This is a genomic window from Commensalibacter melissae, from assembly GCF_003691365.1.
In the GTDB taxonomy this organism is placed as follows: Bacteria; Pseudomonadota; Alphaproteobacteria; order Acetobacterales; family Acetobacteraceae; genus Commensalibacter; species Commensalibacter melissae.
Map to the genome: position 1 here is coordinate 371,681 of NZ_CP033087.1, position 25,835 is coordinate 397,515.

30 protein-coding genes are annotated in these 25,835 nt (G+C 37.7%); 26 read left to right on the forward strand and 4 right to left on the reverse strand.

The annotated features are described in order from the left end of the window. The 16 genes from D9V35_RS01735 to D9V35_RS01810 all read left to right on the forward strand — a co-directional run bounded on the left by D9V35_RS01735 (position 1) and on the right by D9V35_RS01810 (position 11,860). Positions 1-1,218, forward strand: coding sequence for a hypothetical protein (locus D9V35_RS01735; protein ID WP_122123047.1), 1,218 nt, complete (start codon positions 1-3; stop codon positions 1,216-1,218). Positions 1,219-1,229: 11 nt separating this feature from the next. Next, a complete protein-coding gene (locus tag D9V35_RS09395) occupies positions 1,230-2,132 on the forward strand; it encodes a glycine-rich domain-containing protein (protein WP_205910315.1) in 903 nt (300 codons plus the stop codon). Between the two features lie 20 nt (positions 2,133-2,152). Continuing rightward, positions 2,153-3,523 carry a glycerophosphodiester phosphodiesterase gene (locus tag D9V35_RS01745; protein WP_122123049.1) on the forward strand — a complete coding sequence of 457 codons (1,371 nt, stop codon included), beginning with the start codon at positions 2,153-2,155 and terminating at the stop codon, positions 3,521-3,523. Between the two features lie 14 nt (positions 3,524-3,537). Then, the gene (locus tag D9V35_RS01750) at positions 3,538-4,368 is read left to right on the forward strand and encodes a hypothetical protein (RefSeq protein ID WP_122123050.1); all 831 of its coding nucleotides are present in this window, start codon (positions 3,538-3,540) and stop codon (positions 4,366-4,368) included. A 94-nt stretch (positions 4,369-4,462) separates the two neighbouring features. Continuing rightward, on the forward strand, positions 4,463-4,759 hold the full coding sequence (locus D9V35_RS01755) for a hypothetical protein (protein WP_162988532.1): 297 nt from the start codon (positions 4,463-4,465) through the stop codon (positions 4,757-4,759). A gap of 82 nt (positions 4,760-4,841) precedes the next feature. Continuing rightward, positions 4,842-5,096, forward strand: coding sequence for a hypothetical protein (locus D9V35_RS01760; RefSeq protein WP_122123052.1), 255 nt, complete (start codon positions 4,842-4,844; stop codon positions 5,094-5,096). Further along, complete coding sequence (locus D9V35_RS01765) at positions 5,096-5,338, forward strand: hypothetical protein (RefSeq protein ID WP_122123053.1); 243 nt, start codon at positions 5,096-5,098, stop codon at positions 5,336-5,338. Before D9V35_RS01760 ends, D9V35_RS01765 begins: the two co-directional genes overlap by 1 nt. A 37-nt stretch (positions 5,339-5,375) precedes the next feature. Further along, a complete protein-coding gene (locus D9V35_RS01770) occupies positions 5,376-5,648 on the forward strand; it encodes a hypothetical protein (protein WP_122123054.1) in 273 nt (90 codons plus the stop codon). Positions 5,649-5,666: 18 nt separating this feature from the next. Continuing rightward, the gene (locus tag D9V35_RS01775; protein ID WP_162988533.1) at positions 5,667-6,020 is read left to right on the forward strand and encodes a hypothetical protein; all 354 of its coding nucleotides are present in this window, start codon (positions 5,667-5,669) and stop codon (positions 6,018-6,020) included. Further along, the gene (locus tag D9V35_RS09285; protein WP_162988534.1) at positions 6,017-6,178 is read left to right on the forward strand and encodes a hypothetical protein; all 162 of its coding nucleotides are present in this window, start codon (positions 6,017-6,019) and stop codon (positions 6,176-6,178) included. Before D9V35_RS01775 ends, D9V35_RS09285 begins: the two co-directional genes overlap by 4 nt. 118 nt (positions 6,179-6,296) lie before the next feature. After that, positions 6,297-7,100 (forward strand): AAA family ATPase, encoded by an 804-nt coding sequence (locus tag D9V35_RS01780; protein ID WP_162988535.1) that lies wholly within the window; start codon positions 6,297-6,299, stop codon positions 7,098-7,100. A 178-nt stretch (positions 7,101-7,278) separates the two neighbouring features. Then, positions 7,279-8,340 carry a DNA (cytosine-5-)-methyltransferase gene (dcm, locus tag D9V35_RS01785; RefSeq protein WP_122123057.1) on the forward strand — a complete coding sequence of 354 codons (1,062 nt, stop codon included), beginning with the start codon at positions 7,279-7,281 and terminating at the stop codon, positions 8,338-8,340. A gap of 522 nt (positions 8,341-8,862) precedes the next feature. After that, on the forward strand, positions 8,863-9,186 hold the full coding sequence (locus tag D9V35_RS01795) for a hypothetical protein (RefSeq protein ID WP_122123059.1): 324 nt from the start codon (positions 8,863-8,865) through the stop codon (positions 9,184-9,186). Between the two features lie 265 nt (positions 9,187-9,451). Then, positions 9,452-9,970 (forward strand): hypothetical protein, encoded by a 519-nt coding sequence (locus D9V35_RS01800; RefSeq protein ID WP_122123060.1) that lies wholly within the window; start codon positions 9,452-9,454, stop codon positions 9,968-9,970. A 15-nt stretch (positions 9,971-9,985) separates the two neighbouring features. Then, complete coding sequence (locus tag D9V35_RS01805; RefSeq protein WP_162988536.1) at positions 9,986-10,777, forward strand: DNA adenine methylase; 792 nt, start codon at positions 9,986-9,988, stop codon at positions 10,775-10,777. Between the two features lie 591 nt (positions 10,778-11,368). Next, on the forward strand, positions 11,369-11,860 hold the full coding sequence (locus D9V35_RS01810; protein ID WP_162988537.1) for a YdcF family protein: 492 nt from the start codon (positions 11,369-11,371) through the stop codon (positions 11,858-11,860). Positions 11,861-11,890: 30 nt separating this feature from the next. On the opposite strand, the gene D9V35_RS01815 is transcribed toward D9V35_RS01810, so the two are convergent. Further along, positions 11,891-12,640, reverse strand: a complete 750-nt coding sequence (locus D9V35_RS01815) for a helix-turn-helix domain-containing protein (protein WP_122123063.1) — start codon at positions 12,638-12,640, stop codon at positions 11,891-11,893. 164 nt (positions 12,641-12,804) lie between these two features. Between D9V35_RS01815 and D9V35_RS01820 the strand changes: the two genes are divergently transcribed. From D9V35_RS01820 to D9V35_RS09405, 8 genes are all read left to right on the forward strand, one after another. Continuing rightward, on the forward strand, positions 12,805-13,074 hold the full coding sequence (locus D9V35_RS01820) for a hypothetical protein (protein WP_110439398.1): 270 nt from the start codon (positions 12,805-12,807) through the stop codon (positions 13,072-13,074). Positions 13,075-13,405: 331 nt separating this feature from the next. After that, entirely contained in the window at positions 13,406-15,136 is a 1,731-nt protein-coding gene (locus D9V35_RS01825) for a ShlB/FhaC/HecB family hemolysin secretion/activation protein (RefSeq protein WP_122123064.1), read from the forward strand. An 80-nt stretch (positions 15,137-15,216) separates the two neighbouring features. Then, positions 15,217-16,128, forward strand: coding sequence for an NUDIX hydrolase (locus D9V35_RS01830; protein WP_122123065.1), 912 nt, complete (start codon positions 15,217-15,219; stop codon positions 16,126-16,128). 66 nt (positions 16,129-16,194) lie between these two features. Next, on the forward strand, positions 16,195-17,163 hold the full coding sequence (gene nadA / locus D9V35_RS01835; protein WP_122123066.1) for a quinolinate synthase NadA: 969 nt from the start codon (positions 16,195-16,197) through the stop codon (positions 17,161-17,163). After that, positions 17,160-18,680, forward strand: a complete 1,521-nt coding sequence (locus D9V35_RS01840) for an L-aspartate oxidase (RefSeq protein WP_122123067.1) — start codon at positions 17,160-17,162, stop codon at positions 18,678-18,680. The genes nadA and D9V35_RS01840 overlap by 4 nt, the downstream gene beginning before the upstream one ends. A 57-nt stretch (positions 18,681-18,737) precedes the next feature. After that, complete coding sequence (nadC, locus tag D9V35_RS01845) at positions 18,738-19,589, forward strand: carboxylating nicotinate-nucleotide diphosphorylase (RefSeq protein WP_122123068.1); 852 nt, start codon at positions 18,738-18,740, stop codon at positions 19,587-19,589. 28 nt (positions 19,590-19,617) lie between these two features. Beyond that, positions 19,618-19,767, forward strand: a complete 150-nt coding sequence (locus D9V35_RS09400) for a hypothetical protein (protein WP_205910316.1) — start codon at positions 19,618-19,620, stop codon at positions 19,765-19,767. Between the two features lie 234 nt (positions 19,768-20,001). Next, positions 20,002-20,196, forward strand: coding sequence for a DapH/DapD/GlmU-related protein (locus D9V35_RS09405; RefSeq protein ID WP_198196797.1), 195 nt, complete (start codon positions 20,002-20,004; stop codon positions 20,194-20,196). A 93-nt stretch (positions 20,197-20,289) separates the two neighbouring features. On the opposite strand, the gene D9V35_RS01855 is transcribed toward D9V35_RS09405, so the two are convergent. Continuing rightward, positions 20,290-21,498 carry a lytic transglycosylase domain-containing protein gene (locus D9V35_RS01855; RefSeq protein ID WP_122123069.1) on the reverse strand — a complete coding sequence of 403 codons (1,209 nt, stop codon included), beginning with the start codon at positions 21,496-21,498 and terminating at the stop codon, positions 20,290-20,292. Positions 21,499-21,634: 136 nt separating this feature from the next. Further along, positions 21,635-22,534 (reverse strand): LysR family transcriptional regulator, encoded by a 900-nt coding sequence (locus tag D9V35_RS01860; RefSeq protein ID WP_122123070.1) that lies wholly within the window; start codon positions 22,532-22,534, stop codon positions 21,635-21,637. Between the two features lie 131 nt (positions 22,535-22,665). Here D9V35_RS01860 and metE point away from each other — a divergent pair, with 131 nt between their 5' ends. Next, positions 22,666-24,963 (forward strand): 5-methyltetrahydropteroyltriglutamate--homocysteine S-methyltransferase, encoded by a 2,298-nt coding sequence (gene metE / locus D9V35_RS01865; RefSeq protein ID WP_122123071.1) that lies wholly within the window; start codon positions 22,666-22,668, stop codon positions 24,961-24,963. A gap of 183 nt (positions 24,964-25,146) precedes the next feature. Next, positions 25,147-25,353, forward strand: a complete 207-nt coding sequence (locus D9V35_RS01870) for a hypothetical protein (RefSeq protein WP_122123072.1) — start codon at positions 25,147-25,149, stop codon at positions 25,351-25,353. A 54-nt stretch (positions 25,354-25,407) separates the two neighbouring features. On the opposite strand, the gene D9V35_RS01875 is transcribed toward D9V35_RS01870, so the two are convergent. After that, positions 25,408-25,833 (reverse strand): DUF1489 family protein, encoded by a 426-nt coding sequence (locus tag D9V35_RS01875; RefSeq protein WP_122123073.1) that lies wholly within the window; start codon positions 25,831-25,833, stop codon positions 25,408-25,410. Positions 25,834-25,835: the final 2 nt, after the last annotated feature.

Consider the following 25,835-nt stretch of genomic DNA (forward strand, 5'->3'; position numbering starts at 1 on the left):
ATGGATTTAATTATTGCACCATATTCTGTTCCAATGGAAAATGCTGACAAGGCACCGGTGGATACCATTGCCCAATATGCGACTGACGGAAATCCCGCACAGGGTATTCCTGCGACAATTTTGCCAGCCCATGTTGTAAATGCAACAGTTGCGGAAATAGTGAATGCGATCAGGGCTGGTGGAAAAACTCCAGACAGGAACAACTGGAATCAGCTTGCCGATATAATAGGTTCCATAATGAAAAAAGTCGGTGGCGATGATGACTATTTCCTGAAACTGAAATCTGCAACAGAGCAAAAAGTTGATAGTGAAGTAAAGTTTGTTGGTACATTATCTGTAGACGGACATAATTTAATCATCAACCCAGGAGAGTTGAAATATACGGACGGTATTCTAAACCTTCCATCGGCAATCTGGCAGTTTGATGGAAACAATGCCATGAGCATGTTCGCGACCCATGACCTGAAGGAAGGCAAGAAAATAACCATACAGAGCAAAATCAATGGTGTGGTATACAATGCGATCGTCTTTCGAGAAAACGGAAAAATAGAATGTAATGAACTGCAATCCAAAGATATGTCCGTCACGGACGGAACACTGAATATCAACAGTACAAACAAGGATACGAATGAAAACGGTTTAATCGTTGGAAATTCATCTATTCACTTAAACCTTGTGAACAGGCCTGGGCAAACCAGCGGGATATATATCCAGGAGGATTTCAATAATAACAAGACCGATCTTGTTTTTTATGCGAACAGCAGTGGAGAGCAATATTTTTATACCATGGATAGCAAGGGAACCATTACGGGAAAGTATTTCAATGGTGAGTCCATGTCCGCATTTTGTGCAGACCTTGCGGAATACTATATTGCCGATGAGAGATATGATCCAGGGACGCTTGTGAAAATAGGCGGTGAGAAAGAGATAACAAGAGCCTCCATTGGGGGCTTTTTTTATGGGGTCATTTCAACATCCCCAGCCTATATAATGAATACGGCTATCAGGGATAGAAAGAACGCGTTACCTGTCACGCTGGCAGGCCGTATTCCCGTTCTCGTGACAGGCATGATCGACAAGGGTGATCCGGTAACCATTTCGGAAATATCCGGTGTGGCCAGAAAAGCGAAAAGCGGTGAGAGACATATCGGATTTTCCCTGGAAAACAGTCACGAGACTTCAATCCGTCCTGTCGAGTGCGTTATCAGGCAGAACTAGGGAAGAAGACAATGCATGACTATGATGGAAACACCCTTTTTATCAACGGTATTTTTTATGCGGATGATTACAACGAGGTTGTCAGAAAATACCGTAGGGAGATGGACGGCTTCGACCATTACATGATCAAGAAGGGCGACCTGATAACGGCGGATATCCTGAATGACCTGAGCAACGGGGTGAGAAACTACGCGTCCCAGAACGGATACAGTATCGGAAATACACCGCGTGTGCTGGTGGCCGGCGTTGACCTGATACCGAAGATGGAATGGGGCGAGGCGATATGGAATGATCAGCCTGTCATTGAACTGACAGCCGGTCAGTATAACTACGTCATTCCAAAGGGATGCCGCAAGATGAAAATGGAATGGCTGATCGCCGGAGGCGGCGGTGGCGGTGGCGGTGAAGAGGGTGGCGGTGGCAAGTCTGGCGGTGGCGGCGGTTCTGGAGGTTACCAGCAGAACATCGTTCATGACGTGATGCCGAACCAAAAGGTTTTTTTACAAATCGGGGGCGGTGGAATTGGAAATTATGATGCCGGAGACAATGGAGGTGACAGTTTCGTAAAGATTGATGAAACAGAGATACTCAGGGTGACAGGTGGTGGTGGTGGAAATACACCCTATGCCGGTGGCGGAATATTGGACACGGCTGGTGGCAAGGGTGGAAGTCCGAATGGTACGGACGGGGGACATGGTGTCGATAACGCTACAGAGGATGATCATCTTGGCGGTGCCGGTGGCAGCACGCCACTTGGACAGGGAGGAACACCGGACTGGGCGGACAAGGCGCAATCCGGTTCAGGTTACGGGGCCGGTGGTGCGGGTGGATGCACCAGGGACAGGCAATCACCACATTCATGGCAGGGAGGGGACGGTTCCACAGGTTACATAAAATTCCAGTTCACACGTTAATTAATTATTAGGATATTAAAATGGATTTTAATAAAATAAATACTCGAGCATCACGAAAAGTGAGCGAAAAGGCTTTTCAAGACAATCAGGTAAATAAAGAAACAGAAATTTTACAGACTGATCGTGAAATATTTGAATTGCCTGGAGGATGTCTTGGCAGTACAGAATTAAGGTTGTTATGCAAGGGGCCAACAGAAAAGAAATTCTACAGTTTCTCTGTAAAGAACCGTATGTTGGCTGATGACAAGATCGCATCGGTAAAGGTCGGACCAACCAGTGACAGCAATGTCACGGCTGACAAATACACATTCCATGATCAGACTTTTTCGGTTCGCCTGAGTGGCGGGGAATTGAACCGGAATGTTCCAATTCGTTGTGAAATAACGACAGAACAGGAGGAAACGCTTGATTTTGTCTGTATTCTTCCAATTCGTGCGGAGGGTGTGCTGTATGAGAATAATGACGGTATTGTTGTCATTATGGGGGCTACGGGTCCAAGAGGGGAAAAGGGTGATAATAATCTAAACGATGGGACAACAGACCTGTATGTTAAATCAATCAATCCATCAGCTCTCGTTCCAACAAAAGCCGCCCCTACAGCCTCGCTTTTTTCAATAGTAAACAAGGTGTATGAAACACGTTCATTTAATCTTCCAAACAGACCGATTGAAATTGCGATGCATAGAGGCGGGGTGGCAAGAATTATAGAAAATACAGTATATAACGCTGTAAATTCCTATCGTGCGCATCAAGAGATATCCTTTGAATTTGATATTCAGTCAACAGCTACGGATGGCAAGTTCATTATATGGCATGACAATCAAACAGACAGATTGCTTGATCATAGTTTGGAATTGCGGACATCAACCTATGAAGACTTGAAATCCCTACGTTTTACCGGCCTGAAAAATACACCTTATTATGATGTTGTCAAATTAAGTTCACTGGATGAATGGTGTCAGTTTATAGCGAAAGTCAACCGTCCATTTTATGCAGAGATCAAGAGATTTGAAACCATAGAGCAAGTCACGCAAATTGTAAAAATCATTCAATCTTATGGATTGAGTCATCTGGTCACTTTTGAAAGTGGTACCTATTCAGTATTGGAACATATCCGTTCTTTGGATTCAAAATGTCGTGTAGGGTATTTACAATTTGGAGAAGATAACAATGCCGATTCAGCCATTAAGAAAATGCAGACCTTGGGAAACGGATTCTTGTTATGGCAAATTGACACTGTTTCGCAGGATCCCTCAATTGTACAAAAATGCATCGATGCCGATGTTGGGTTGAGTGTCTGGACTGCTGAAGATGATCGTAAATTTTTAAAGGCGATTAAGGCTGGCGTAACTTCTGTGATCTGCAACAATTATCCTGTCCATGTGTTTTAATTAAGAGGTTGAAAATGAAAGATATTCTAATAGCGGGTCGTGAACTGTCACAATTTCCAATAATAATAAATGGGACATCGACAATTGACAAGAATAGTGATGGAACATGGACATTCAAATCAACAGATACGAACAGTAATGCTTATGGATATTATAATGTTCCAGCGATATTTGGTGAAAAGATTAGCATTACGGTAACGGCAGTATCATTTGAGGAAGCTGATGACAATCAGAAATACCCTTCGATTGCAGTACGTTGGATATCAGCTAACGGAATATGGAAACAGTCATCAGAAAATTATGTAAATTCAACAACTGTTGGAGTATATACGGCTGAGTTGACCATCAATGAACCTGTCGATCCAGGTGATATCATTCAAGTTTCATTTGGTCATTTCCGTCCGTCCATGGCATCCGGAAAAATTTTTGACGCACAAGTCAATATATCAAACAGCATGTATCCAGTTGCAAGAAAAATGTTTGCCTCGACATTGACAATCGAGGCGAGCAAAGCCGGTGAATTGCCCGATTTTTCTTATAAAACCCAATTCCAACAGTTAAATTTGAATACGATAAAGTGGGATGACAACAGTACCTTAATATTTCAGGATGATCAGCTGAAAGTGGCAAATGCAGAAAATAATCTTTGGTACGTTAATCCGAAAATATTGATGTCCTTGCCAGAACTCAGCGATTATTCTACAGTCAATGTTTTTCATGGGATGTATGATTGGACTGGTGGAAGTTTCAAGTTGACTTTTGCAGATACAAAAACTGGAAAATTAATTGATTTTAAAACCGATGCCACAAAAAAATTGATCATACAATATGAAATAAACATATGATGGTGCACTTGATTATCAATCAAAATGGATAAAGGATGCATTGGATATTTAAGAAATGATCAATGTATCATCCTAAACGCTGACAAGTGCGGATTTGGCTTATCGTATTCGACAGCTTGGATTGTTATCAGAATGGCATTACCATAATATGGGCAATGAAATGCAGGTAATGAATTATGGAAAGAGGGAACCCAATCCTGTAAAGCGTGAATATTCTTTATTGTGGGAAAAAATCTTTACCATGCTTTGGAGAGATAAAATAACAAGGGAAGAATTATCCAAGAAACTTAATATTCCCTATCATGATTTTAATGATCTTACATTTGGCCTGTTGAATATCAAGAAATACATGATTAAAGAAAATGAAGCCAACATAATTTCTCAATGTTAATTCTAGATAGTTATTAAAACGTTTATTTTTTACCAAACCACCTTAACGGGTGGTTTTTTTATGTCTGGAAAAGGAAAGACAGATGGCAAATATCATACTCATTATCAAGTCCGTATGCTCTTTTTTATGGAAAGGGAAAGGGTGGATCATGGCAGGACTTCTTTACCTGACAGGACGAAGGGCCGCGAATAGAAACAACCTGATCAGGACACAGGATGAAGTCATCAAAAATGACCTGCAGACCCTTCAGACTGTTCAGGCAATGCAGCAGGCAGCCAATCATTCACCTGGAAACATGGAGGAATTGGAAGATGTGCTGGAGAAAGGGCAATTCTGATGAAACCTATTTTTTTACTCGCGGCGGTTTTTCTTGCGGCATGCTCGGCATCGCCACGCGTTGTCTACCGGATTGAATGCCCTCCGTTGAGGGATTACACGCCCCAGTCACAGGAAAAGCTGTCCAGCGAGATCAAGGCGTTAAAACCTGACAGTGAGATCGGCCGTTACCTGCTGGATTACAAAAGCCTGCGTGACATGATCATGGCCTGCCAGAACACCAGAGATACCAGCCACCGCTAGGGTGGTTTTTTTATGTCTATATTCAAGGAAAGAACAAATGGATTTTTTTACCGAGCTTCTACAATATATCATCAATGTCCTGCCCAGCAATACGGCTGGTGATGTTGTCGCGGTTGTCACTTTCATCGTGACCCTGTGCACCCTTGTCATAAGGTTCTGGAAAGAGCCTGATTCAAAAAGCGGATTGCACGGGCTGTGGTCTCTCATTCATCTGCTCGCCTCTTTCAGGCTGCCAGACAGGCAGGCTGGAAAAGATGGAAAGAACGGGGATGGCACCAATGGAAAACAGGCGACACCAAAAACACCGTAACCATTGCCTGGGTGAGTGGTGGAGCTCGATACTGCTGGTCATGACGGGAATGTATGCACTTGCATATTTCATGGCCGGCAACATCTTTCACTGTTCATTCGTCAATGGGTTCAGGGCTATCCTTCCGGCCTGTATTTGGGAAGGATCATTCATACTTACAGGGACACTGCAGCTTGTTTCATTGATGTGCGGAAGTTTCAGGTGGAGGGGGGTGGCCTCTTTTCTGGCGGCATCCCTTTTCATATGGGGGGTGCTGAACATGCTTGTCTACGAGAGGCACTGGCATTTTGGCATTGTTGCCTGGGGAACATTCGCGCTGGTGAACCTTTACACCCTGGCAAGGATACTGGCGGGGGTGATAAGGGATTATGAATACAGTCTATGAGTTTTGCAAATGGTGGTGGCTGAACAATTGTGAGTGGATCAAGATTCATGATCCATGGGTAATTCCGATCATAGCGATCTGCATACCGTTAAGCATGGTCATTCATGCCATCTGTGCCATTATCAGGATTTGGCGGGGGAAGTGAGAAAATTAATTAATTATTTTACAACATCCCATCGCTTTTATATGCATTTGCTTATTGTAACATCTTGTACTTTATAGATAAAAATGTTAATATAATGTAACAAGTAAAAGGTATGATAATGAATAATCATTTAGTTAAAAAAAACATTCCCTCTGTTTTGCCTGTTGATGATGATTTGGGAATTCCTTTACTGGATATTATTACTGTACAAAGATCATTGGAAGAAATTGTTTTATCAAAAGATACGCGTGATAGTTTAGAAAATTTTTTAGAGGAACATAGGCGGGCGGATATCTTGTATAGTTATAATAGAAAGCCGTCTTACAAAGTTCTTTTTAATGGGGATGTTGGTTGTGGTAAAACAATGGCAGCTGAAGCAATTGCATATGAATTAAATTTGCCTTTGGCGATTGTTAGACTAGATTCCTTAATTTCTTCTTCATTGAGAAAAACGGTGGTTAATTTTCATAAAATTTTTGATTTTATTAAAAATAATGAAATGATTATTTTGTTTAATGAATTTGACGCTATTGCAAAAGAAAGATTTTCTTTTCATGATATGGGTGAATTAGGGCGTACTGTTAGTGTTTTTTCACAGATGCTTTCTTTTTATCAAGGAAAAAGTATTATTTTGGCAGAAACTAATTATAATATTATAATTGACAGAACAATATTAAAACGTTTTGATTATAAAATAAGATTCCCATTACCTGATTATAAACAAATTTTAAAAATTTTAAAATTAAAATTGCGGGGAGTTAAACTACAATTTAAGTTGGATGATAAAAAGTTATCAGAGTTATTTGATGATTATAGCGGTGCAAGAATTGAACGTGTTGTACGAAAAGCCATAAATAAAATGGTATTAAATCAAAATGAATCATTAACCATCCAAGATTTGGAATATTCTATCAAGCATTAATTAAATTATAATGTTTTTTATAAAAAGTATCAGTTAATTCATTGTACTTATTGTCTTATTAAGATATATTGAAAACTGAAATGTACAAACGTTAATAAACAATGGTATCAACGTTTATTTTTTATCCATAATAATTTTCACCAAGTCTTTTGACAATAATCGAATTTCTGGAAAAATCATGTTGAAAAACAAGATAGCCATTGCGGGAAATGGGCAATGCAAATTCAGGTTCATTGATCTGTTTGCGGGCATAGGGGGGTTGAGACGTGGATTTGACCGGATTGGCGGTCAATGTGTGTTTACAAGCGAATGGAATATGTATTCGCAAAAAACCTATAGGGCCAATTACGCATGCAATCATGAAATTGCGGGTGACATAACCAGGATAAGTGAGCGGGATATACCTCATCACGATATCCTGCTGGCGGGTTTTCCATGTCAGCCATTTTCAATTGCCGGCGTGTCAAAAAAAATATCCCTGGGATTGAAGCACGGGTTTGCATGTGAGACACAGGGCAACCTGTTTTTCGATGTCGCGCGTATTATCAGATATCATCGTCCCAGATGTTTCCTGTTGGAGAATGTGAAAAATCTTGTCAGTCATGACAGGGGAAGAACCTTTTCAATCATTCGCAATGTGTTGGAACATGAGCTTGGGTATTGCCTGCACTGGCGTATCATTGATGGAAAAGGGTTTGTTCCCCAGCATCGTGAGCGTATTTTTATCGTCGGGTTTCTGGATAAAAACGATTTCAGTTTTGATACATTATCCTTGCCCGATCCGTTGTCAGGGCCCCGCCTCTCGGCAATCCTGCACCCTGAAAACGGTAGTGAAAAACCGGAAAGCCACTATACCGTGGGGAAAAAAGCCTCTGTTTCCGAAAAATACACGTTATCCGACAAATTATGGAAATATCTGCAAAACTATGCTGACAAGCACAAAAAGGCGGGAAACGGTTTTGGTTTTGGACTGTGCGATCATGACAGTGTGGCCAGAACATTGTCGGCACGCTATTACAAGGACGGATCTGAAATCCTTGTCTCACAGGGATGCGATAAAAACCCGAGACGGTTGACCCCGAGAGAATGTGCGCGGCTGATGGGGTTTGACAGGCCCGGGCAATCAGATTTTAAAATTCCCGTTTCGGATACCCAGGCATACAGGCAATTCGGAAATGCGGTCGTGGTTCCTGTTGTTGAGGCTATTGCCAGTCATATACTTCCCCATTTGCAAAATTGATTGGTGTTAAAATAGAAATGGAAATAGATCATATTCAACAAAAATGTTCTTGTACTTCCTTATAAAAAGGAATATAGTAATTTTATACGGTGCTAATAAGGATTCTTAAATTTTTTCGTTTTATCCTTACTAGACTATCCCCGATCAGGTCGTTAACCTTTAACCTGACGGTTCATTTAGCCTCAATTGATTACCGATTAGTGTTGGTGCACCTGGTAATCTTTTGAGGTTAAAACTCTTTTGAAATATTTATTTGCAATAACATTTTCTTCAACAGTTCTTTATCATGTTAATTCCAGACCGACAAACAAATCCAGATTGTACAGTGTTAAACACGGCTTTATTGTTATTGAAACTATTATGGAAAAAACATACGGTCGATGTATGTGAGGTTTATATCCATGTCAAAAATAAACTGCCAAAATGCGAACCGTTGATTTTATCTGCATTGGGATTTTTATATCTTTTTGACAAAATTGAATATAATCAAAAAACGAAAAAAATTGTATATAAGGTATGATGATGAAATCATCTGAAGATAATGATCGTCTTAATAAATTAAATAATGATTGTTATTATTTGCAGCTTGAAAAAAACAAAATAGAACAATCTCTGGCTAAAAAAGATTTTGATTTTAATCCTGATAAAGCAGCACAGCTTTTTAGGGAAGCGAATATATTTTTTGAAGGACAGATTAAAAAATCGTATGAGGATTTAATTGATTTTAATAAGTCCATTACGAAAGATCGTCATAAATATTACAAGAAACGATTAAAAGAAATTAAAGATGATTTGGATATGATTGAAATTGAGAAAAAGCAATTAAGTTCTTGTACTTCCTTATAAAAAGGAATATAGTAATTTTATACTATGCTAATAAAGATTATGTTTTTTCATGGATAGATATCTTTATTAGGCTATCCATATTCAGATTATTAACCTTTGATCTGATGTTCATCTACTTACGAATGATTATTTAAATACGCCAATATTTAATAATCAGTTTGAAAATATATAGGATTACCTTTTCTCCATTATATTTATTGAGTTACCCACCCATTGCGGTGGGTTTTTTATTATCCACTTCTCATTCTAAAAAGGAAAAATCATCATGACAAAAACCACAGGTGGAATTTATCTGAACCATTTGAAACATGAGGTGATAACACCAGCCCTTAACTATATAAATCTGGGTGGACAGAGGGCGATCAATCAGGTAACGGGAACTTTTCTGGTTGAGGGATATGCAAGCAACTATACATATCTCAGACAGCTAGGCAAGGGGCCGGCGTTGGGGCCATGTCAGATGGAGCCCGTTACCTATCATGATATCTGGGACAATTATCTCAACAATGCCAGAAGGCAACCTCTAAGAAGTCTTTTAATGCATATAGCGGGTGATTTTAACCTGGACAACAGGGGGATACCGAAACCCGAGACATTGACAGGAAACCTTTTCTTTGCCGCGGCCATGTGCCGCGTTTTCTATATCCTGATCAGGGAGATACTGCCAGATTCCAGGAATGCAACGGCAATGGCCCAGTATCACAAGAAGTACTACAATACGGCGTTGGGAAAGGCGGATTGGCAAAAGAATATCGACCGTTTCCAGCAGGCCATTGATTGTTAGATGAAAGGGATTTGTATGAATGATATCAGGGCTATTGAACCATTGGCTGGATATGTTGGAGGAAAAAGAAGACTTGCAAAAACAATAGTTAATTTGATCAATCAAATACCTCATGAACGGTATGTTGAACCTTTTCTGGGTATGGGCGGTATTTTTCTAAGAAGAAATAAAATTGTTGGTGAAGAGGTGATAAATGATATTAATAAAGATATCATTAATTTATTTAGGGTAGTGCAACGCCATAAAGATGCCTTGATTGAATTATGCCAATGGCAATTATCATCAAGAGATGAGTTTTATAGATTGAGAACATTTCCAAGGGAGAGCTTGACAGATATTGAACGGGCCTTTTGTTTCTTATATCTTCAAAAACATGCATTTGGAGGTAAAGCTAATTATAGCGGTATGAAAATATCTAGATCAAATTTCAATATTTATCTATTAGAAAAAAAAATACGGTTATTGCATGAAAGATTGTCTAAAGTGTTTATTGAGTGTTCTCCATATGATGAATTTATTATAAGACAAGATAAAACTAATACGCTTCATTATCTAGACCCACCGTATTTAGGTACAGAACGTTATTATGGAAATCAATTTTCTAAGGATGATTTTTATAAAATTGCCGATATGTTAAAAAATGTAAAAGGTAGTTTTATTCTTTCAATCAATAATACAAATGAGACAAGGGATATATTTAAAGATTTCCATCATCATATTGTTCCAATTAAATATTCGTGCAATTCCAGATCAACAAAGATAAATGAAGAATTGATTGTGAGTAATCATGCGTTCGAATCGTCATGATTTTTTCTGTTTTATAAGGTATTTGGGCAGTTTGTAGAAAGTGGGTACAAAAGTGGGTACAAATCATTATTTGTGATATAGGTTTTGTGTTTAATCAATAGGATAAATAACGAATATGATTCCCGCCGCGGACACCATTTGAATATGCCAGATGTTGCCAATTCCTGACAAATCCCTTGTTTTTCCTAAAAAAATACATATTTATCTATCATATTCTTGCCAGTTCATGACAGATTATGCGATAAAAAGTGGGTACAAATTCAAGGAAAGTGGGTACAAATTATCTTAACTGATTCAGAACGTTCAGTTGGATAGAATGGGAATTTATATCTTTGAATATTTTTTGGTTAAATAAAATTGGCAAGATTAGTTTGATGATAATAATTATTTGATTGCCTAATGACAGCTAGTTATTATATTTTAAAGGAATCTGTTCTTATCTGGATCAAAAAAGATTTTCTTAATATTTAAATGGAATTAACGTATAATGTAATAGTTTGAAATCAATAAATTTATATTATGCTGCTAAATTACAGAACGTTTTTAATAATCTTATTTTTTTACATAACTATAATAATAGCTATTGTTTTTTTGGGTAGTCGCAAAAAGATTGACAATGCTGATTTACTTGTGGTTTTTGGTACCAAAATTAATGAGGATGGTACTCCAAGTGCTGGATTGAAAGCACGTTTAGATGAGACGGTGTTTGTATATCGTAAACATGTGGCCTCTTTAATTTTTGTTAGCGGGGGATTGGGAAAAGAAGGATATAATGAGGCTAAGGTTATGGCCGATTACTTACTTACCCAGAATATACCCCGTGAAGCGGTTATTCTTGATGAAAAAGGGGTTAATACAAGAGCAACTGTCAGAAATGTGGTTGAATTATGCACCAAGCAACATTTTAAATCAGTTATTGCAATATCTCAGTATTATCATCTACCCAGAATACAACTGGCTTTTAAACAGGCTGGCATGCCATTGAAAGGTCAATCTGCTCCGCGTTATAATTCATGGCGGGATATTTTTTCTTTGAATAGAGAGATAGTAGCCTATTTGTTTTACTGGTTAAAATTAAAATAATTTTTGAAAATTGCGGGTATGCAATAATGATCATCTGAAAATTTTTATAATAATTGCATTACATTTCTTCCAAACCGTTTTCGGAAGAGAAAAATTACAATAGAGCTTGTATTGTCTTACCGTCCATGATAGCGCATCCTCGTGAATTAACTCTCCAATAGTGTAAATCATTAATCCATTTTCATAGCCAATAAAAATACAGACATCATGTTCTTTTACTGTTTTCCGTGGATGAACAACAATTACATCGCCAACACGGAATAGGGGATACATAGCATGATTGCCGATTATAATTCCAAATGCATCTTTTTCAAGGTTAACCAGATGGGGTCGTGGAATATATTCTACAGGTGTATTTGTAATTAAGAAATAATTGTCAAGTTCCTTGATGGTGGCGAATATAGGAATGTCACTGTTTATTTTTTTCAAATAATTTGATGTCGATTTATGTTCATTTATGACATCATGAATATTTACCGTATTTATATCGCTATTGATATTTTCCTTGTGATTGTTGGAATGGGTCAATTCAAAGGCTCTTTTATTTTGATCTTTGTTAAGATCAGGATCCAGGTCAGCTATATTTACGCCCAATGCGCTGGCGATATATGGCAGATATTTGCTGCGTTTAATTCTGCCTTTTTCAATACTGTTAATTGTTTGCTGTTTACATCCTACAATATCAGCTAGGTTTTCTTGTGTATAGCTGTTTTTCAAACGATACCGTTCTACATTTTTACCTATAATATTTTTGTACCGTTTTTCATTATAATTGATCATAAAGATCAATTTATTTATTTTTCTCTAAAAATCTCTACTTTTTTTATTGTAAAAAACAATTTTATTTGTATTAATTACTATGTTTACTATTTAATGTTTTGTAATAATGATAATTATAAATATGTTAATAATTTAAAAGAAATATAATTATAAAAGGATATAAAATGACTGAAAAATTATTTTTAAAAAAAGTATGTATTGATTTTGACCCTTTCCAAAAAAATAACCGTTTGGCAATTGTTCCGTATATTGATGAGGATATTAACGAATTGCAAAAAGAGCTATGGATTGAATTAATGTTAGGATCCTCACCATTATATATTCATTTTAAAAATATATCTTTTTGTAATAATCAGGCTATTTATGAGGCTGATGCTTATACAAATAATCGTCCTAAAACACAGGTTTATTGTGCCTCAACGATTGGTGAATAAATTATAATATTCAAATAAACATTATTTGTATGTATAGCTGTTTTATATCAAAATCTTATACCATTCGTTGGTTGAAATAGTATATATAAAGGGTTATTGAAAATTTATATATACTATTATTTTAATATAGTAATCTATTCTTTTTATTAAAGAATTATTAATTATAATAAACAAATAATTTATATTTTAATTTTTTTTTATTATTGATAATAATTATATTGAATATAATTTATTATTTATGTATTTCACTCTTATAATTATTGCCTCAATTAGTTTATTTACTTTTGTTAAATAATAATTAAATGTCTGAAATTATTGAGTGAATATTTTAATGAATAGACGATCGTTAGTTTTTAACGCTATATTGATCTATTGCTTAAGCTTTTTATGTTTACATAACAAGGCTTACGGTTTTGGTAATAACCAGTATTATAATTCATTGCAATATCAAGGATATCGTCAAAGGCAGGAATTAATGGATATGGAATTGCCTTTATCCAACGATATTTCTGTTAATCAGGGCGAGAAATTCAAGCCTCAGATCAAGGATTGTGTAAAAATCAATAATATTGATATTGAAAATCCGTACAGTCTTTCAAAAGAAAAAATAGACCATATCATTAAAAAATGGAATCATCGTTGTTTAACTGTTTCGGATATAAATACAATCCTAAATATTTTAAATCAGGCTTATCTTAAAACTAATTTTTTGACGACAAGGGCATACCTGCCACAACAAGATTTATCTTCTGGTCATTTGCGTATTGTTATTATTGAAGGCAGGATTGAAAATTTCAATTTTACAGGAACTCCTGAACGATTTCATGAAATGACGGCTTTTCCATGGATTGCTGGTAATGTTTTGGATCTGAATGATTTGAAACAGGGACTGGATAACATGAATCGTTTACCTAATTGGAAAACCTCATTAAAAATCAATAAAGGTCATCAGGATAATACTTCTATTGTTGAGGTGAAAACTCCAAAAGCGGGTTTAATTCATGGCAAGGTGAGTACGGATAACAATGGGCAAAGCATTTCAGCCAGAACAATAGGTCGATCGAATTTTATTGTTACTGATCTTTTTGGTGTATTAGATATGTGGTCATTTGAATATGATCATTCGTTGAATAATCGACAGAGGTTGGGACATAATTCGTTTTTTTCCATGGAGGGTTCCGTTCCAATGGGTCCGTGGTTATTATGGTGTGGATGGTGGCGTTCAGATGATATGTATCATGATGGACCAAAAATCGCGCTGCATCGTGAAGATGTAACACAGAAGGATTTTCATGTCGGAATTTCCAGGGTTTTAACCAGGGATTTAATTGGTGTAACTTCTTTAATTATTTCCTATCAAACGAAATCTTTCATTAATTATAGAAATCATATTCGTGAAAATTATAAAAGCGCACGTTTGTCAATGCTAAATATAACTTTAAGTGAATATACCAAATTGTGGGATCGGGTATGGTATATTAACTTGGGAACTAAAATTGGATTAAATGGATTAATGACCAAAACCTGGATAAATAATTCAGGAAAATATGCACCACATACGCGATTTGTTAAATTTATCCTGGATATACAGGGAGATCAGCCTATAACAAAATCGCTGACTTGGCACACTTTTGTGCATGGTGAATATAGCGACAAAAGTCAATATGATAACGAGCAGATGCAGATTGGGGGACCATATACAGTAAGGGGATTTATACGTCAGAATTTGGCTGGTAATGCCGGTGTTTATATTCGGAACGATCTTTCTTGGACTTTACCAACGGATGATATGCATTGTGGAGATTATCAGGCTTTTTGCGATTTTTTTCTGGATAAGTCAGAGCTTTACGGTTCTTTGGATGCAGGAATGACACGAGCCGTCTATGCTACCCCTTATCATGTTGACAAGCCAAAAGTCGGCAATATCGGGAGTGGAGGAATAGGGCTAAGAAAAAAAGATGGAATTTTTATGTGGGATGCATCGGTGACGCATGCCTTTACCCCGTCTATTCTTGCCCCAGAAGGATGGATTGCTGGTTTTGCGTTTGGTATAAGCCTTTAAATTTTTTATAGATTAAGAATTTTCTTTAAAATATCATTGTTAAAGATGAATTTAACAAGATAAATGGATAAAGGAAATATATGTCTGCAGCCTTGACCCAGACCGAATTGATTGCTGTGTTGGTATCAATTATAGATTATATGCCTTATGTTATGACAATTCATAAGGGATCAACGCTTCCATCTGGTTCTTTTGAGCCGGGACATCAAAGTTTACAAGCTGGATTGCGCGCTTGGATTCATCAACAAACACGTTATCCCGTCGGTTTTTTGGAACAACTTTATACTTTTGCAGATCAAGACCGCATATACAATCAACCTCAAGTTCGAACCATTTCGATTAGCTATCTTGGACTTGTGCGTCATCAAGATTTCAGTCTAAACGAAACGGAATGGCATGGTTGGTATGAATATTTTCCATGGGAAAATGAATTAAAACCAGCTGTAAAAAATATACGAGAAACAATAATCGGGGCTTTATATGAATGGCAGAGCCGGAAAACGGAAGATACGGAACAAACAAAACGTCGTATTGAATTTTTATTTGGTCTCAATGGATATGTCTGGAATGAAGATCTTATTTTACAGCGCTATGAATTGTTATATGAGGCAGGCATGGTTCCGGAAGCAGGGAATAGATATCTAGAAAGGAAAGATTTTGCTGGTCAGGGTATGTTTGCTGATCATCGACGGATTTTAGCTACAGCAATTGCGCGGTTAAGGGCACAAATAAAATACAAGGCCTTGGTATTTGAACTAATGCCGACAGAATTCACTTTGTTGCAATTGCAAAAAACCATTGAACGTATCATAGGGCGTTCTTTGCACAAGTCTAATTTTAGGCGAATGATTGAACAACAGAATTTGATTGAGGAGACTGGTCATATTACTGACCAGTATCGTGGCAGACCTGCAAAACTTTTTAGGTACCAAAAGTCAATTGTTGATGCCAGAGCAATGTCCGGATCAAAATTGCCATTGGTAAGGAATTGACATTCTTTATATTTTAAGGATAAAATGGCATATATATACTCAAATTGAGTATAAAAGGAGAGTGACATGCGGCAGGGACTACCTGATTATTTAGAAAATAAACTGGGCAGAATTGCTGCTGCCCCGGAACGAATGAGTTTAACAAAAAAAATTCAACGTGTTAACCAGCTAAAAAAAGAACGTAATGCGGTTATTCTGGCGCATAATTATCAAATTCCAAAAATTTTCCATACGGTTGCTGATATCGTTGGGGATAGTCTTGCTTTGGCACGGGAGGCTGAAAAAATTGACGCGGATGTCATTGTTGTAGCAGGCGTACATTTTATGGCAGAAACGACAAAATTACTCAACCCTGATAAAACAGTTCTTATTCCCGACTTGAAGGCTGGTTGTTCTTTGGCTGAATCTATTACGGCAGAGGATGTAATGGGATTACGTAAGAAATATCCAGGTATTCCTATTATTACGTATGTGAACACTTCAGCGGCGGTTAAAGCGGCTTCGGATATTTGTTGTACATCGGGGAACGCCAAAAAGGTTGTTGAAGCGCTTGGAGTTCCGAGGGTTATCATGATTCCTGATGAGTATCTGGCACAAAATGTTGCAAAACAAACCAACGTCGAGATTCTGACATGGAAGGGGCATTGTGAAGTTCATGAAAGATTTACATCAAAGGAAATCAAACAGTTGAAAGCTGAATATTCAGAAGCTGCAATTCTGGTGCATCCTGAATCCCCTCCTGAGGTGATTGAAGCGGCTGATTTTTCTGGATCTACGGCTGAAATGTCAGATTTCATCAAGCAAAAGAGATCTGATGAAGTGATTCTGCTGACTGAATGTTCAATGAGTGACAATCTGGCAGTAGTACATCCAGATATCAAATTTATTCGTGTATGTAATCTATGTCCTCATATGCAGCGTATCACATTGGATAATATTTTGACTTCGTTGGAAGAAAATAAATATGAAATTACGATTGATTCATCTATTGCTGATAAGGCACGCCTTTCCATCAAAAGGATGTTAGAAATATGAAAAACATTATGCAGTCACCTGTTGTTGTGATTGGCAGTGGATTGGCTGGATTAATGACGGCATTACAACTTGCGTCATTGCCGGTTTTGCTTTTGACGCAGGGAAAGATAGGACATGAGACATCCAGTATTTATGCGCAAGGTGGAATTGCGGCTGCCAGTCATGAAGAGAAAGACAGCTCCGCACATATAGAGGATACTTTAAGGGCTGGAGCGGGATTATGTGATCAAAAAGCTGTCGCCACCATATTGGATGATGGAAGAAAGGCAATTGAAGTATTGGAGAAATATGGTGTTATTTTTGATCATGATCGCCATGGCAGGCCTAGGCTCGGATTAGAGGGTGCACATAGTCATCGGAGAATTTTTCATATTGATGGAGACGCTTCCGGGCGGGGTATTATCAAAGCGTTGACAGAGGCGGTCTTGCGAACCCCCTCAATAACTGTAATGGAAAACACCATTGCGGTTCGTCTTCTAAAGGATAAAAATAAAATAAGGGGAGTAATAGCCCAAATAGAAGGTCAATTCAGGTCAATCGTGACATCCACTATTGTGTTGGCCACCGGTGGTATTGGCGGGTTATTTGAGGAAAGTACAAATCCTCTGCAAAATTATGGTCAAGGTCTGATTTTGGCGGCTGATATTGGTGCTGTATTAGCTGATCTGGAATTTATTCAGTTTCATCCAACCGCACTTGATGCAAATATTTTTCCAAAGACTTTAATCAGCGAGGCGGTTCGTGGGGAAGGGGCTGTTTTGGTTAATAGTGATAACCAACGGTTTCTGGCCAATACAGAAGGACAGGAATTGGCACCCCGTGATGTTGTGGCAAGAGCAATTTATCATCAGACTATTCAGGGTAAAAAAGTTTATCTTGATGCCAGAAAGGCTTTAGGAAAAGGTTTCAAGACACGTTTTCCAACCATTGCACAGTTATGTCATCAAGTCGGTATTGACCCTTCAATGGATTTGATTCCTGTCAAACCCGTTGAACATTTTCATATGGGGGGCATTATGACAAATTTGAATGGAGAAACAACGGTAAAAGGTTTGTGGGCAGTGGGTGAGGTTGCTTCTACGGGTTTACATGGAGCAAATCGTTTGGCCAGTAATTCACTGCTGGAAGCTACAGTTATGGCCATGCGGGCAGCCAAGGCAATTTTGGATAATCATCCTTCCATTCAAAGTAATGATAATGAGATAGATGAAACTGGGATTGTGATTTCTGACCGTTTACCTTTTGTAAAAAAGATAATGCAGAAAGATTTAAATATCATTCGGGATGAGGATACTTTGAGATCGGCAATTCGGCAGTTTCTTACCCTGGTTAATGAACATGATGATCAATATGTCCTTAATCCAGAACAAATTGCCATGATGATAGCAGTGAGTGCGTTCTTGCGGAAAGAATCTCGTGGGGCACATTATCGACAGGATTATCCCGCTACGCTTGAAAAAGCCAATCGATCTTTCATCAGTTTTGATCAGGCATATCAGTATGCCAAGACATTATGATGTTATTATATGAAATTAGTTTGTATATTATAGATTTATCAGAATATAGAGGTGACTATGTCGATTCCAGCTTTGCCCCATATCCTAATTGAACCCATTATTCGCAATGCGTTATTGGAAGATCTAGGATTGGCTGGGGATATAACCACTAATGCAGTTATTGATGAAAATCACCACTCCAAAGTGGCGATGGTTTCAAGAGAGACTGGTATATTGTCAGGAATGGATATCGCTTCAATGGCTTTTACCTTAATTGATCCATTAGTTAATGTAGATTTAAAGAAAAAGGATGGAGATATATTGAAGCCGGGAGATGTGATAGCAATTATTGAAGGGTCATCCCGTGCAATTCTGACAGGTGAGAGAACAGCCTTGAATTTCATGAGCCATCTATCTGGAATTGCCTCGGTAACTCATAAGATTGTCAAATCTATTGAAGGAACCAAAACACAGGTTGTTTGTACGAGAAAAACAACACCAGGCTTACGCATGATGGAAAAATATGCCGTGCGGTGTGGTGGTGGAATGAACCATCGTTTTGCCTTATATGATGCAGTTTTGATTAAAGATAATCATATTGCAATCGCGGGTGGAATACGTAAGACGCTTGAACAGGCTAAAAAAAATGCAGGGCATATGGTTAAAATTGAAATAGAAGTGGATACGCTGGATCAATTAAAAGAAGTCATGGCATTGGGTGTTGATGCCGTTTTGCTAGATAATATGGATCCTGAAACTTTAAAAGAGGCGGTTGCGATTGTTAATCAACGTGCCATCACAGAAGCTTCGGGGCGTATCAATCCCGATACGGCTCGGACAATTGCTGAAAGCGGTGTTGACTTGATTTCTGTAGGTTGGATAACCCATAGTGCGCCTATTCTCGATATAGGACTTGATTTTATATCGTGATAGATGAACAAACAAAAGGTTTCCAGTAATGGAAAAGGATCATTTTATGCAAATGGAGGAATTCATTACATACTGTCAGGCTGGACATTCCATTTCCACTAATGAGAAAGAATTGATGCAGCTGTTATACCAATGTGCCTTTGAAGCGCAAAAAATAATAATGGAATTAAACAAATAGTTTTCATACGCAAAAAGAAATCGTTGATATATTCAATAGTCTGACAGGAAAAACTGTAGATTCATCTTTTGTTTGATTTCCTCCTTTTTATACTGATTTCGGTAAAAACATTCATATTGGTAAAAATATATTTTTTAATACAAATTGTTCTTTTCAGGATAGGGGAGGAATCCTTATTGGTGATCACAGTGCTATAGGCATGAATGTTATGATTGCTGCATTAAATCATGGTTTGTGGATATAAGAGATCGTGGTACGATATATCCATCTCCTGTTAAGATTGGAAAACATGTTTGGATAGGCTCCAATGTCACAATTTTGTCTGGTGTTACTATTCATGATTTTTCAATAATCGGTGCCGGTGCTGTTGTAACTAAAAATGTACCCTCTCTAAAAGTGTTTATGCAGGTGGGCCGGCAAAATGGATAAAAAATATATAGAAAGATATATATGATGCATCTACCGCCATTGACCACAAAATTATTGAACAAATTCAAAATAACTGAAAATTACAATTTTGTATTATTGAACAGGAACACAATTCATTCTTTTTACTTTTAGCAAATTACAAGCCTGTAAGGCTGTTGCATAGCTTAATCCTCCTAATTTGGCTCGGTATAATGTTTTTCCGTTTTTCTGAACGGTTTCAATATTTGGATACGCCAGGACCAGTAAACTGGCGGCTTTTTGTTTTGCGATTGCAATTGCGTGATTAGCTAAATCTGGGGATGTAAAAGCTCCAACCTGAATATTCCAGTTACCTTTTGTTGATATATAATAATGTCTACTGCTAGGAGAGGTTCGAATAATAGAAGGGGCTTTGGGTTTTGTTGAATAATAAGCATTGGATGAAGTTGAATTGTTATGGACATTTGCATCATATGCAGGATGATAATTGGATGGAACAATCATGATTGGAGGTTCATTGGCATTGTCTGATGCAATTGCATGTTCATTATCTTTGACAATGAATTTTTTAAGTTCGTTTTTACTTTCAGAAGGCATAACCTGTGCTGTTGTAACCATTTGAACGGGGCTATAGGTTTTCGGTGAATAATAAGCCTCGAGTGGTAATGGGGTACGAGTATTTTTTTTGGCGTAAGGTCCGCCAAAAATTGCAAAAGGTCCACTCATAGGTACTGAATTCCCCAGATTGGGAGTGACGGAAATCATGTAGTTTTTGGTTGCCTTTGGCAATGCGGTTCCTCTTTTTAGATAGGCATCCAAAGTTCCAGGTCCACCATGGTAAGCTGCAACAAAGCCGGGAGCACCGTATTTATTATACAAGGTGCGGATATATCCCGTACCAGCCATGATATTATCATGCGGATCATATACGTCATTTCCCAAATTATAGCGTTTTGCTAAATCTTTATAAGTTGTTGACTTGATTTGCATCAATCCCTTTGCTCCATGAGGTGAAGTGACTGGCCGTTTGTTATAATATTGATATCCTCTCGTTTCCTGTAAAATGATGGCCCGTATCCATTGATCAGGAACATTGAAACGTTGTGAGGATTGATTGATATATGGACCCCACGGATCAAGAGGGGGACCCGGAGGGTTCCATTTTTTAGGATAGCCAGGCATGTAATTGCTATATCGTGAAGAAATGCCTCCTTTTCCATTATAAGAATGCTTTTCTCCACCACAGGCAGAGAGGCAAAGCAGGGAAAACAAAAGCAAAAATTGCATTGGAACATAAAAATTTTTGCAAATTGTTTCCTGCATGGTTTTTTGATTTCTTTGAAAAATACCGACTATAAAATTTAAGTTTCAGATGGTAACAGATATAATCATTTTTGTTAAAAACTATTCTATGATATTTGGTCAGAAATTGGAGATTATACAGTTTATTTTGAGTATTTCAGGTCGACATTGGAAAGGATATTTGTTTGGATAGCTGAATAAAAGCATCGAGATAATTAGTTAATTGGTCGGCCTTGCGTATTCCAATAAATAACTGTTTTGGAATCCCTTTTTTTCCTAGTTTGACAGGAAAGATTTCAAAGCGTTCTTTGTTTTCCTGTACCAACCAATGTGGTAGAGCCGTTACGCCTCGATTATTTTCAACCATTTGTAAAATTATATCCGTTGTTTCAATTGTTTTATGACGACGTGGCATTATACCCTTTGGTGCCATAAAGAGACTATATATGTCCAGTCGAGTTGGTTCTACAGGATAAGTTAAAAGAGTTTCTGAGGACATTTGTTCTGGAGTGATATACGGTAAATTTCGGAAGGGATGTGAAGGTCCAACAATTAAGATCTGTTCATAATTAAAGACAGGTTCAAAATGGAGGTCAGACTTAATAATCGGGTCAGGGGTTATTAAGATGTCTATTTCATAATTCAGTAGCGCCCCTAAACCACCGAATTTAAATTTTTGTTTGACATCGAGTTCAACCTGAGGCCACTGTTTTAAGTAGGGTGAGGTTACTTTAAGCAGCCATTGATAACAGGGATGACATTCCATGCCAATCTTTAGACTGCCAATACTCCCCTGCGCATATTGTTTCAATTTTGATTCATTATGTTCGATCTGAGGTAATATGCGATGGGCCAGCGTCAATAATTCCTGTCCCGCCTGAGTTAGCTGCATGTATTTTCCCTCCCGTCGCCATAGGCTGACCTGCAAATTTTGTTCGAGTTTCCGGATGGCGTGGCTTAAGGCGGATTGTGTCAAACATAAATTGACAGCCGCGGCAGTCATTGATTTTTGCGTTTCGATTTCCTGAATGATTTTTAAATGAATGATCTCAATCATGAATGCAAGATTATATCCTATGAATAAAGTTAATGGATCGATGAAATAATATCATTTTATTTTATGCTGTTATCTGAATAGGGTGTTTAGAGCAAAATCCGATGTTGAATAGGCAAGTAAAGGAATAAAAAATGGTAACAGTACATAATCTAGGATTTCCTCGAATTGGTGTAAAGCGAGAATTGAAATTTGCGCTTGAAGCGTACTGGCAAGGAAATATTTCCTCAGGTGAATTGGAACAAACAGCCCAAAATTTACGGCAGTGTCATTGGCTGAATCAAAGTAAACTCGATCTTGTTCCTGTTGGGGATTTTTCCTATTATGACCATGTTCTGGATACAAGTTTTCTTTTTGGTAATATTCCATCACGTATTCAACAACAGCAAGGGGAGAAATTAGATCATTATTTTCAGGTTGCACGTGGACGTTCCGGCGGAAAAAATTCTTGCCTTTGTCACGTTGCGGCAGGTGAGATGACTAAATGGTTTGATACAAATTATCATTACATTGTACCGGAATTCACCAAGGATACACGGTTTGTTTTAAATAGCCAGATTTTACTAGATCAATTGAAGGAAGCGAAAAAGAAAGATTTAAAAACAAAAATTGTATTGTTAGGGCCAGTAACCTATTTATGGCTGGGAAAAGAACAGGATAAAAGCGACAAACTAGCTTTGTTGCCTGCACTTTTGGAACAATATCAAGCATTATTGCAAGAGTTGGCAGAACAGGGGGAAAGCTGGGTTCAACTTGATGAACCAATTTTGGTGACAGAGCTTGCAGAAGAGTGGAAAAAGGCACTTGTTTCTGCCTACAGGGTTTTGAAACAGGCACCAATCTATATTTTGTTGGCAACCTATTTTGGAAAGTTAAAAGAAAATATAGTTTTATTGCCAGAATTGGGGGTGCAGGGGTTTCATATTGATGCCATAAATGCGTGTGATGAAATTCCTGCCATAATTAAACAGCTAAAAGATAAACAAGTCCTTTCATTGGGAGTTGTTAATGGGCGTAATATCTGGAAGACGGATTTGAATGCTACGCTTGAATGGCTAGAGCCTATCTATGCTATATTAAAAAAACGATTGTGGCTGGCCCCCTCATGTTCATTATTACATGTTCCTGTTGATCTGGAACGTGAAAGTAAAATGGATGCGGAAATTCGTTCATGGCTTTCTTTTGCGATACAAAAGCTTGATGAAATTACTGTTTTGGCTAAAGCTCTAAATGAAGGAAGAGAGTCAGTAAAAGAGGCATTATCTAGTAACCAGGCTTGTCTGGATAACAGACGTCAGTCAAATAGAGTTCATAATGATAAAATTAAAAAACTATGTCAGTCGATAACATCGGAATTGGGAAACCGGAAAGGTGCCTATGCCGATCGTATGGAATTACAGCAAAAAATCTTGAATTTGCCATTGTTGCCAACAACCACAATTGGTTCATTCCCACAAACTCAGAATATACGCCAGATCAGAAGTCAATTTCGTAAGGGTGAACTTTCCTTGAATGAATATGGCAATCGTATGAAAGAGGCGATTGCTTATTGTGTCGAACAGCAGGAATCACTGGGATTGGATGTTTTGGTTCATGGCGAGCCAGAACGGAATGATATGGTGGAATATTTTGGTGAATTGTTACAAGGATATGTTTTTAGCCAACAAGGTTGGGTTCAATCTTACGGTTCCAGATGTGTAAAACCCCCGATTATCTTTGGAGACATTAGTCGTCCTGAACCAATGACGGTTGAATGGATTACTTACGCCCAATCTTTAACGGCACAACCGATGAAGGGCATGTTGACGGGACCTGTAACCATGTTGAACTGGTCATTTGTAAGAGATGACCAGCCACGTTCGGAAACCTGTTATCAATTGGCTATGGCGATACGTCAAGAAGTGTTGGATTTGGAAAAGGCAGGTATTCGCATTATTCAAATTGATGAGGCGGCTTTACGGGAAGGATTACCCCTGCGTCGTTCAGAATGGCAAAAATATCTGGACTGGGCAATTCGGTCTTTCAGAATAACAGCGAATGGAGTAAAGGATCAAACGCAGATTCATACCCATATGTGTTACTCGGAATTCAATGATATTATTGCTGCTATTGCCCAGATGGATGCTGATGTCATTACAATTGAAACCTCACGTTCTCACATGGAGCTGTTAAAAGCGTTTGAGGAATTTGAATATCCAAACAGCATCGGCCCAGGTGTTTATGATATTCATTCTCCCAATATTCCAACAGTAGAATCAATTGTTCATTTAATTCATCAGGCTGAAAAATATATCCCTGTTCAAAGGTTATGGATTAATCCAGATTGTGGCTTGAAAACACGTCAATGGTCAGAGGTTATTCCTTCATTGAAAAATATGGTACAGGCAGCGCAGATCTTGAGAGAGGAATATAAAAAAAAACACATTAAATAGTATCGAAAAGGACTGATTAATAAAAGATCAGTCCTTGATTGTTATTTAATATATTTCTAAAGTATATATCGGAAGGATTGAAAGTAATTTTTTTGGCGAATTGAATAATAATAGATTTTGTTTTATGATTAACTATATTTAATGGTTCAATGTTATTTTCCTTTTTCAAGGAGGGGAGTAATTATGACTAAATTAACATCAAAACAACGTAAATCTTTACCAGATCAGGAATTTGCATTGCCTGATGAGCGTAAATATCCCTTGGATACAAAAAACAGAGCAAGGAACGCCAAAGCAAGGGCGTCTGAGGAATATCATAAAGGTAATTTAACAAAAGAACAGGAAGAAACCGTTGATCGTAAAGCTGATCATGTTTTGAAAGAGAAATAATATACGGAAGAATAAACCATATAGGGTTATAGATATTGGTTAATTATCGATTTCCTATCCAATAGGATCAATCAATCCTAGAGTTTCCAACTCTTTTCTCAGCTTTTTAGGTAATTCTGCTGATATATTTGTATGGCTTAATGGCAAATCCTTAGGCGCATCAGTGTTTTTAAGATATCGCCATCCCTGGAAAGGGCGAATTGGAATGGAAAAGGTACGAATTATTTCTGAATCAAGAATAATTTGAATGCAGGGATTTCCGTTTTCCCGTTGACCTGGCAGAAAATCAACAATTTTCTGTCGGCAACATAAAGTTCCGTTAATAACCCGGTATAGGGAACCATTTTTTAAGATTTCATCGGCCTGCTTCGGCATAAAACGTGTTAAAGTGTATGAATTTCCATTGTTATTCACGGCCATTTGTTCATTAATAATTTTCAAATGCGCAATATCTTGGATACCAACTGCAACTTTCATCATGT

Excerpts from the sequence above, each read along its gene's own strand:
- D9V35_RS09285 (WP_162988534.1), top strand. The coding sequence starts at position 6,017 with ATGAATACAGTCTATGAGTTTTGCAAATGGTGGTGGCTGAACAATTGT.
- D9V35_RS01815 (WP_122123063.1), bottom strand. The coding sequence starts at position 12,640 with ATGATCAATTATAATGAAAAACGGTACAAAAATATTATAGGTAAAAAT.
- D9V35_RS01745 (WP_122123049.1), top strand. The coding sequence starts at position 2,153 with ATGGATTTTAATAAAATAAATACTCGAGCATCACGAAAAGTGAGCGAA.
- D9V35_RS01780 (WP_162988535.1), top strand. The coding sequence starts at position 6,297 with ATGAATAATCATTTAGTTAAAAAAAACATTCCCTCTGTTTTGCCTGTT.
- D9V35_RS09395 (WP_205910315.1), top strand. The coding sequence starts at position 1,230 with ATGCATGACTATGATGGAAACACCCTTTTTATCAACGGTATTTTTTAT.
- nadC (WP_122123068.1), top strand. The coding sequence starts at position 18,738 with ATGTCGATTCCAGCTTTGCCCCATATCCTAATTGAACCCATTATTCGC.
- D9V35_RS01765 (WP_122123053.1), top strand. The coding sequence starts at position 5,096 with ATGAAACCTATTTTTTTACTCGCGGCGGTTTTTCTTGCGGCATGCTCG.
- D9V35_RS01840 (WP_122123067.1), top strand. The coding sequence starts at position 17,160 with ATGAAAAACATTATGCAGTCACCTGTTGTTGTGATTGGCAGTGGATTG.
- D9V35_RS01795 (WP_122123059.1), top strand. The coding sequence starts at position 8,863 with ATGAAATCATCTGAAGATAATGATCGTCTTAATAAATTAAATAATGAT.
- D9V35_RS01825 (WP_122123064.1), top strand. The coding sequence starts at position 13,406 with ATGAATAGACGATCGTTAGTTTTTAACGCTATATTGATCTATTGCTTA.
- metE (WP_122123071.1), top strand. The coding sequence starts at position 22,666 with ATGGTAACAGTACATAATCTAGGATTTCCTCGAATTGGTGTAAAGCGA.
- D9V35_RS01800 (WP_122123060.1), top strand. The coding sequence starts at position 9,452 with ATGACAAAAACCACAGGTGGAATTTATCTGAACCATTTGAAACATGAG.
- D9V35_RS01830 (WP_122123065.1), top strand. The coding sequence starts at position 15,217 with ATGTCTGCAGCCTTGACCCAGACCGAATTGATTGCTGTGTTGGTATCA.
- D9V35_RS01870 (WP_122123072.1), top strand. The coding sequence starts at position 25,147 with ATGACTAAATTAACATCAAAACAACGTAAATCTTTACCAGATCAGGAA.
- D9V35_RS01805 (WP_162988536.1), top strand. The coding sequence starts at position 9,986 with ATGAATGATATCAGGGCTATTGAACCATTGGCTGGATATGTTGGAGGA.
- D9V35_RS09400 (WP_205910316.1), top strand. The coding sequence starts at position 19,618 with ATGGAAAAGGATCATTTTATGCAAATGGAGGAATTCATTACATACTGT.
- D9V35_RS01820 (WP_110439398.1), top strand. The coding sequence starts at position 12,805 with ATGACTGAAAAATTATTTTTAAAAAAAGTATGTATTGATTTTGACCCT.
- D9V35_RS01875 (WP_122123073.1), bottom strand. The coding sequence starts at position 25,833 with ATGATGAAAGTTGCAGTTGGTATCCAAGATATTGCGCATTTGAAAATT.
- D9V35_RS01770 (WP_122123054.1), top strand. The coding sequence starts at position 5,376 with ATGGATTTTTTTACCGAGCTTCTACAATATATCATCAATGTCCTGCCC.
- D9V35_RS01860 (WP_122123070.1), bottom strand. The coding sequence starts at position 22,534 with ATGATTGAGATCATTCATTTAAAAATCATTCAGGAAATCGAAACGCAA.
- dcm (WP_122123057.1), top strand. The coding sequence starts at position 7,279 with ATGTTGAAAAACAAGATAGCCATTGCGGGAAATGGGCAATGCAAATTC.
- nadA (WP_122123066.1), top strand. The coding sequence starts at position 16,195 with ATGCGGCAGGGACTACCTGATTATTTAGAAAATAAACTGGGCAGAATT.
- D9V35_RS01760 (WP_122123052.1), top strand. The coding sequence starts at position 4,842 with ATGGCAAATATCATACTCATTATCAAGTCCGTATGCTCTTTTTTATGG.
- D9V35_RS01750 (WP_122123050.1), top strand. The coding sequence starts at position 3,538 with ATGAAAGATATTCTAATAGCGGGTCGTGAACTGTCACAATTTCCAATA.
- D9V35_RS01735 (WP_122123047.1), top strand. The coding sequence starts at position 1 with ATGGATTTAATTATTGCACCATATTCTGTTCCAATGGAAAATGCTGAC.
- D9V35_RS01855 (WP_122123069.1), bottom strand. The coding sequence starts at position 21,498 with ATGCAGGAAACAATTTGCAAAAATTTTTATGTTCCAATGCAATTTTTG.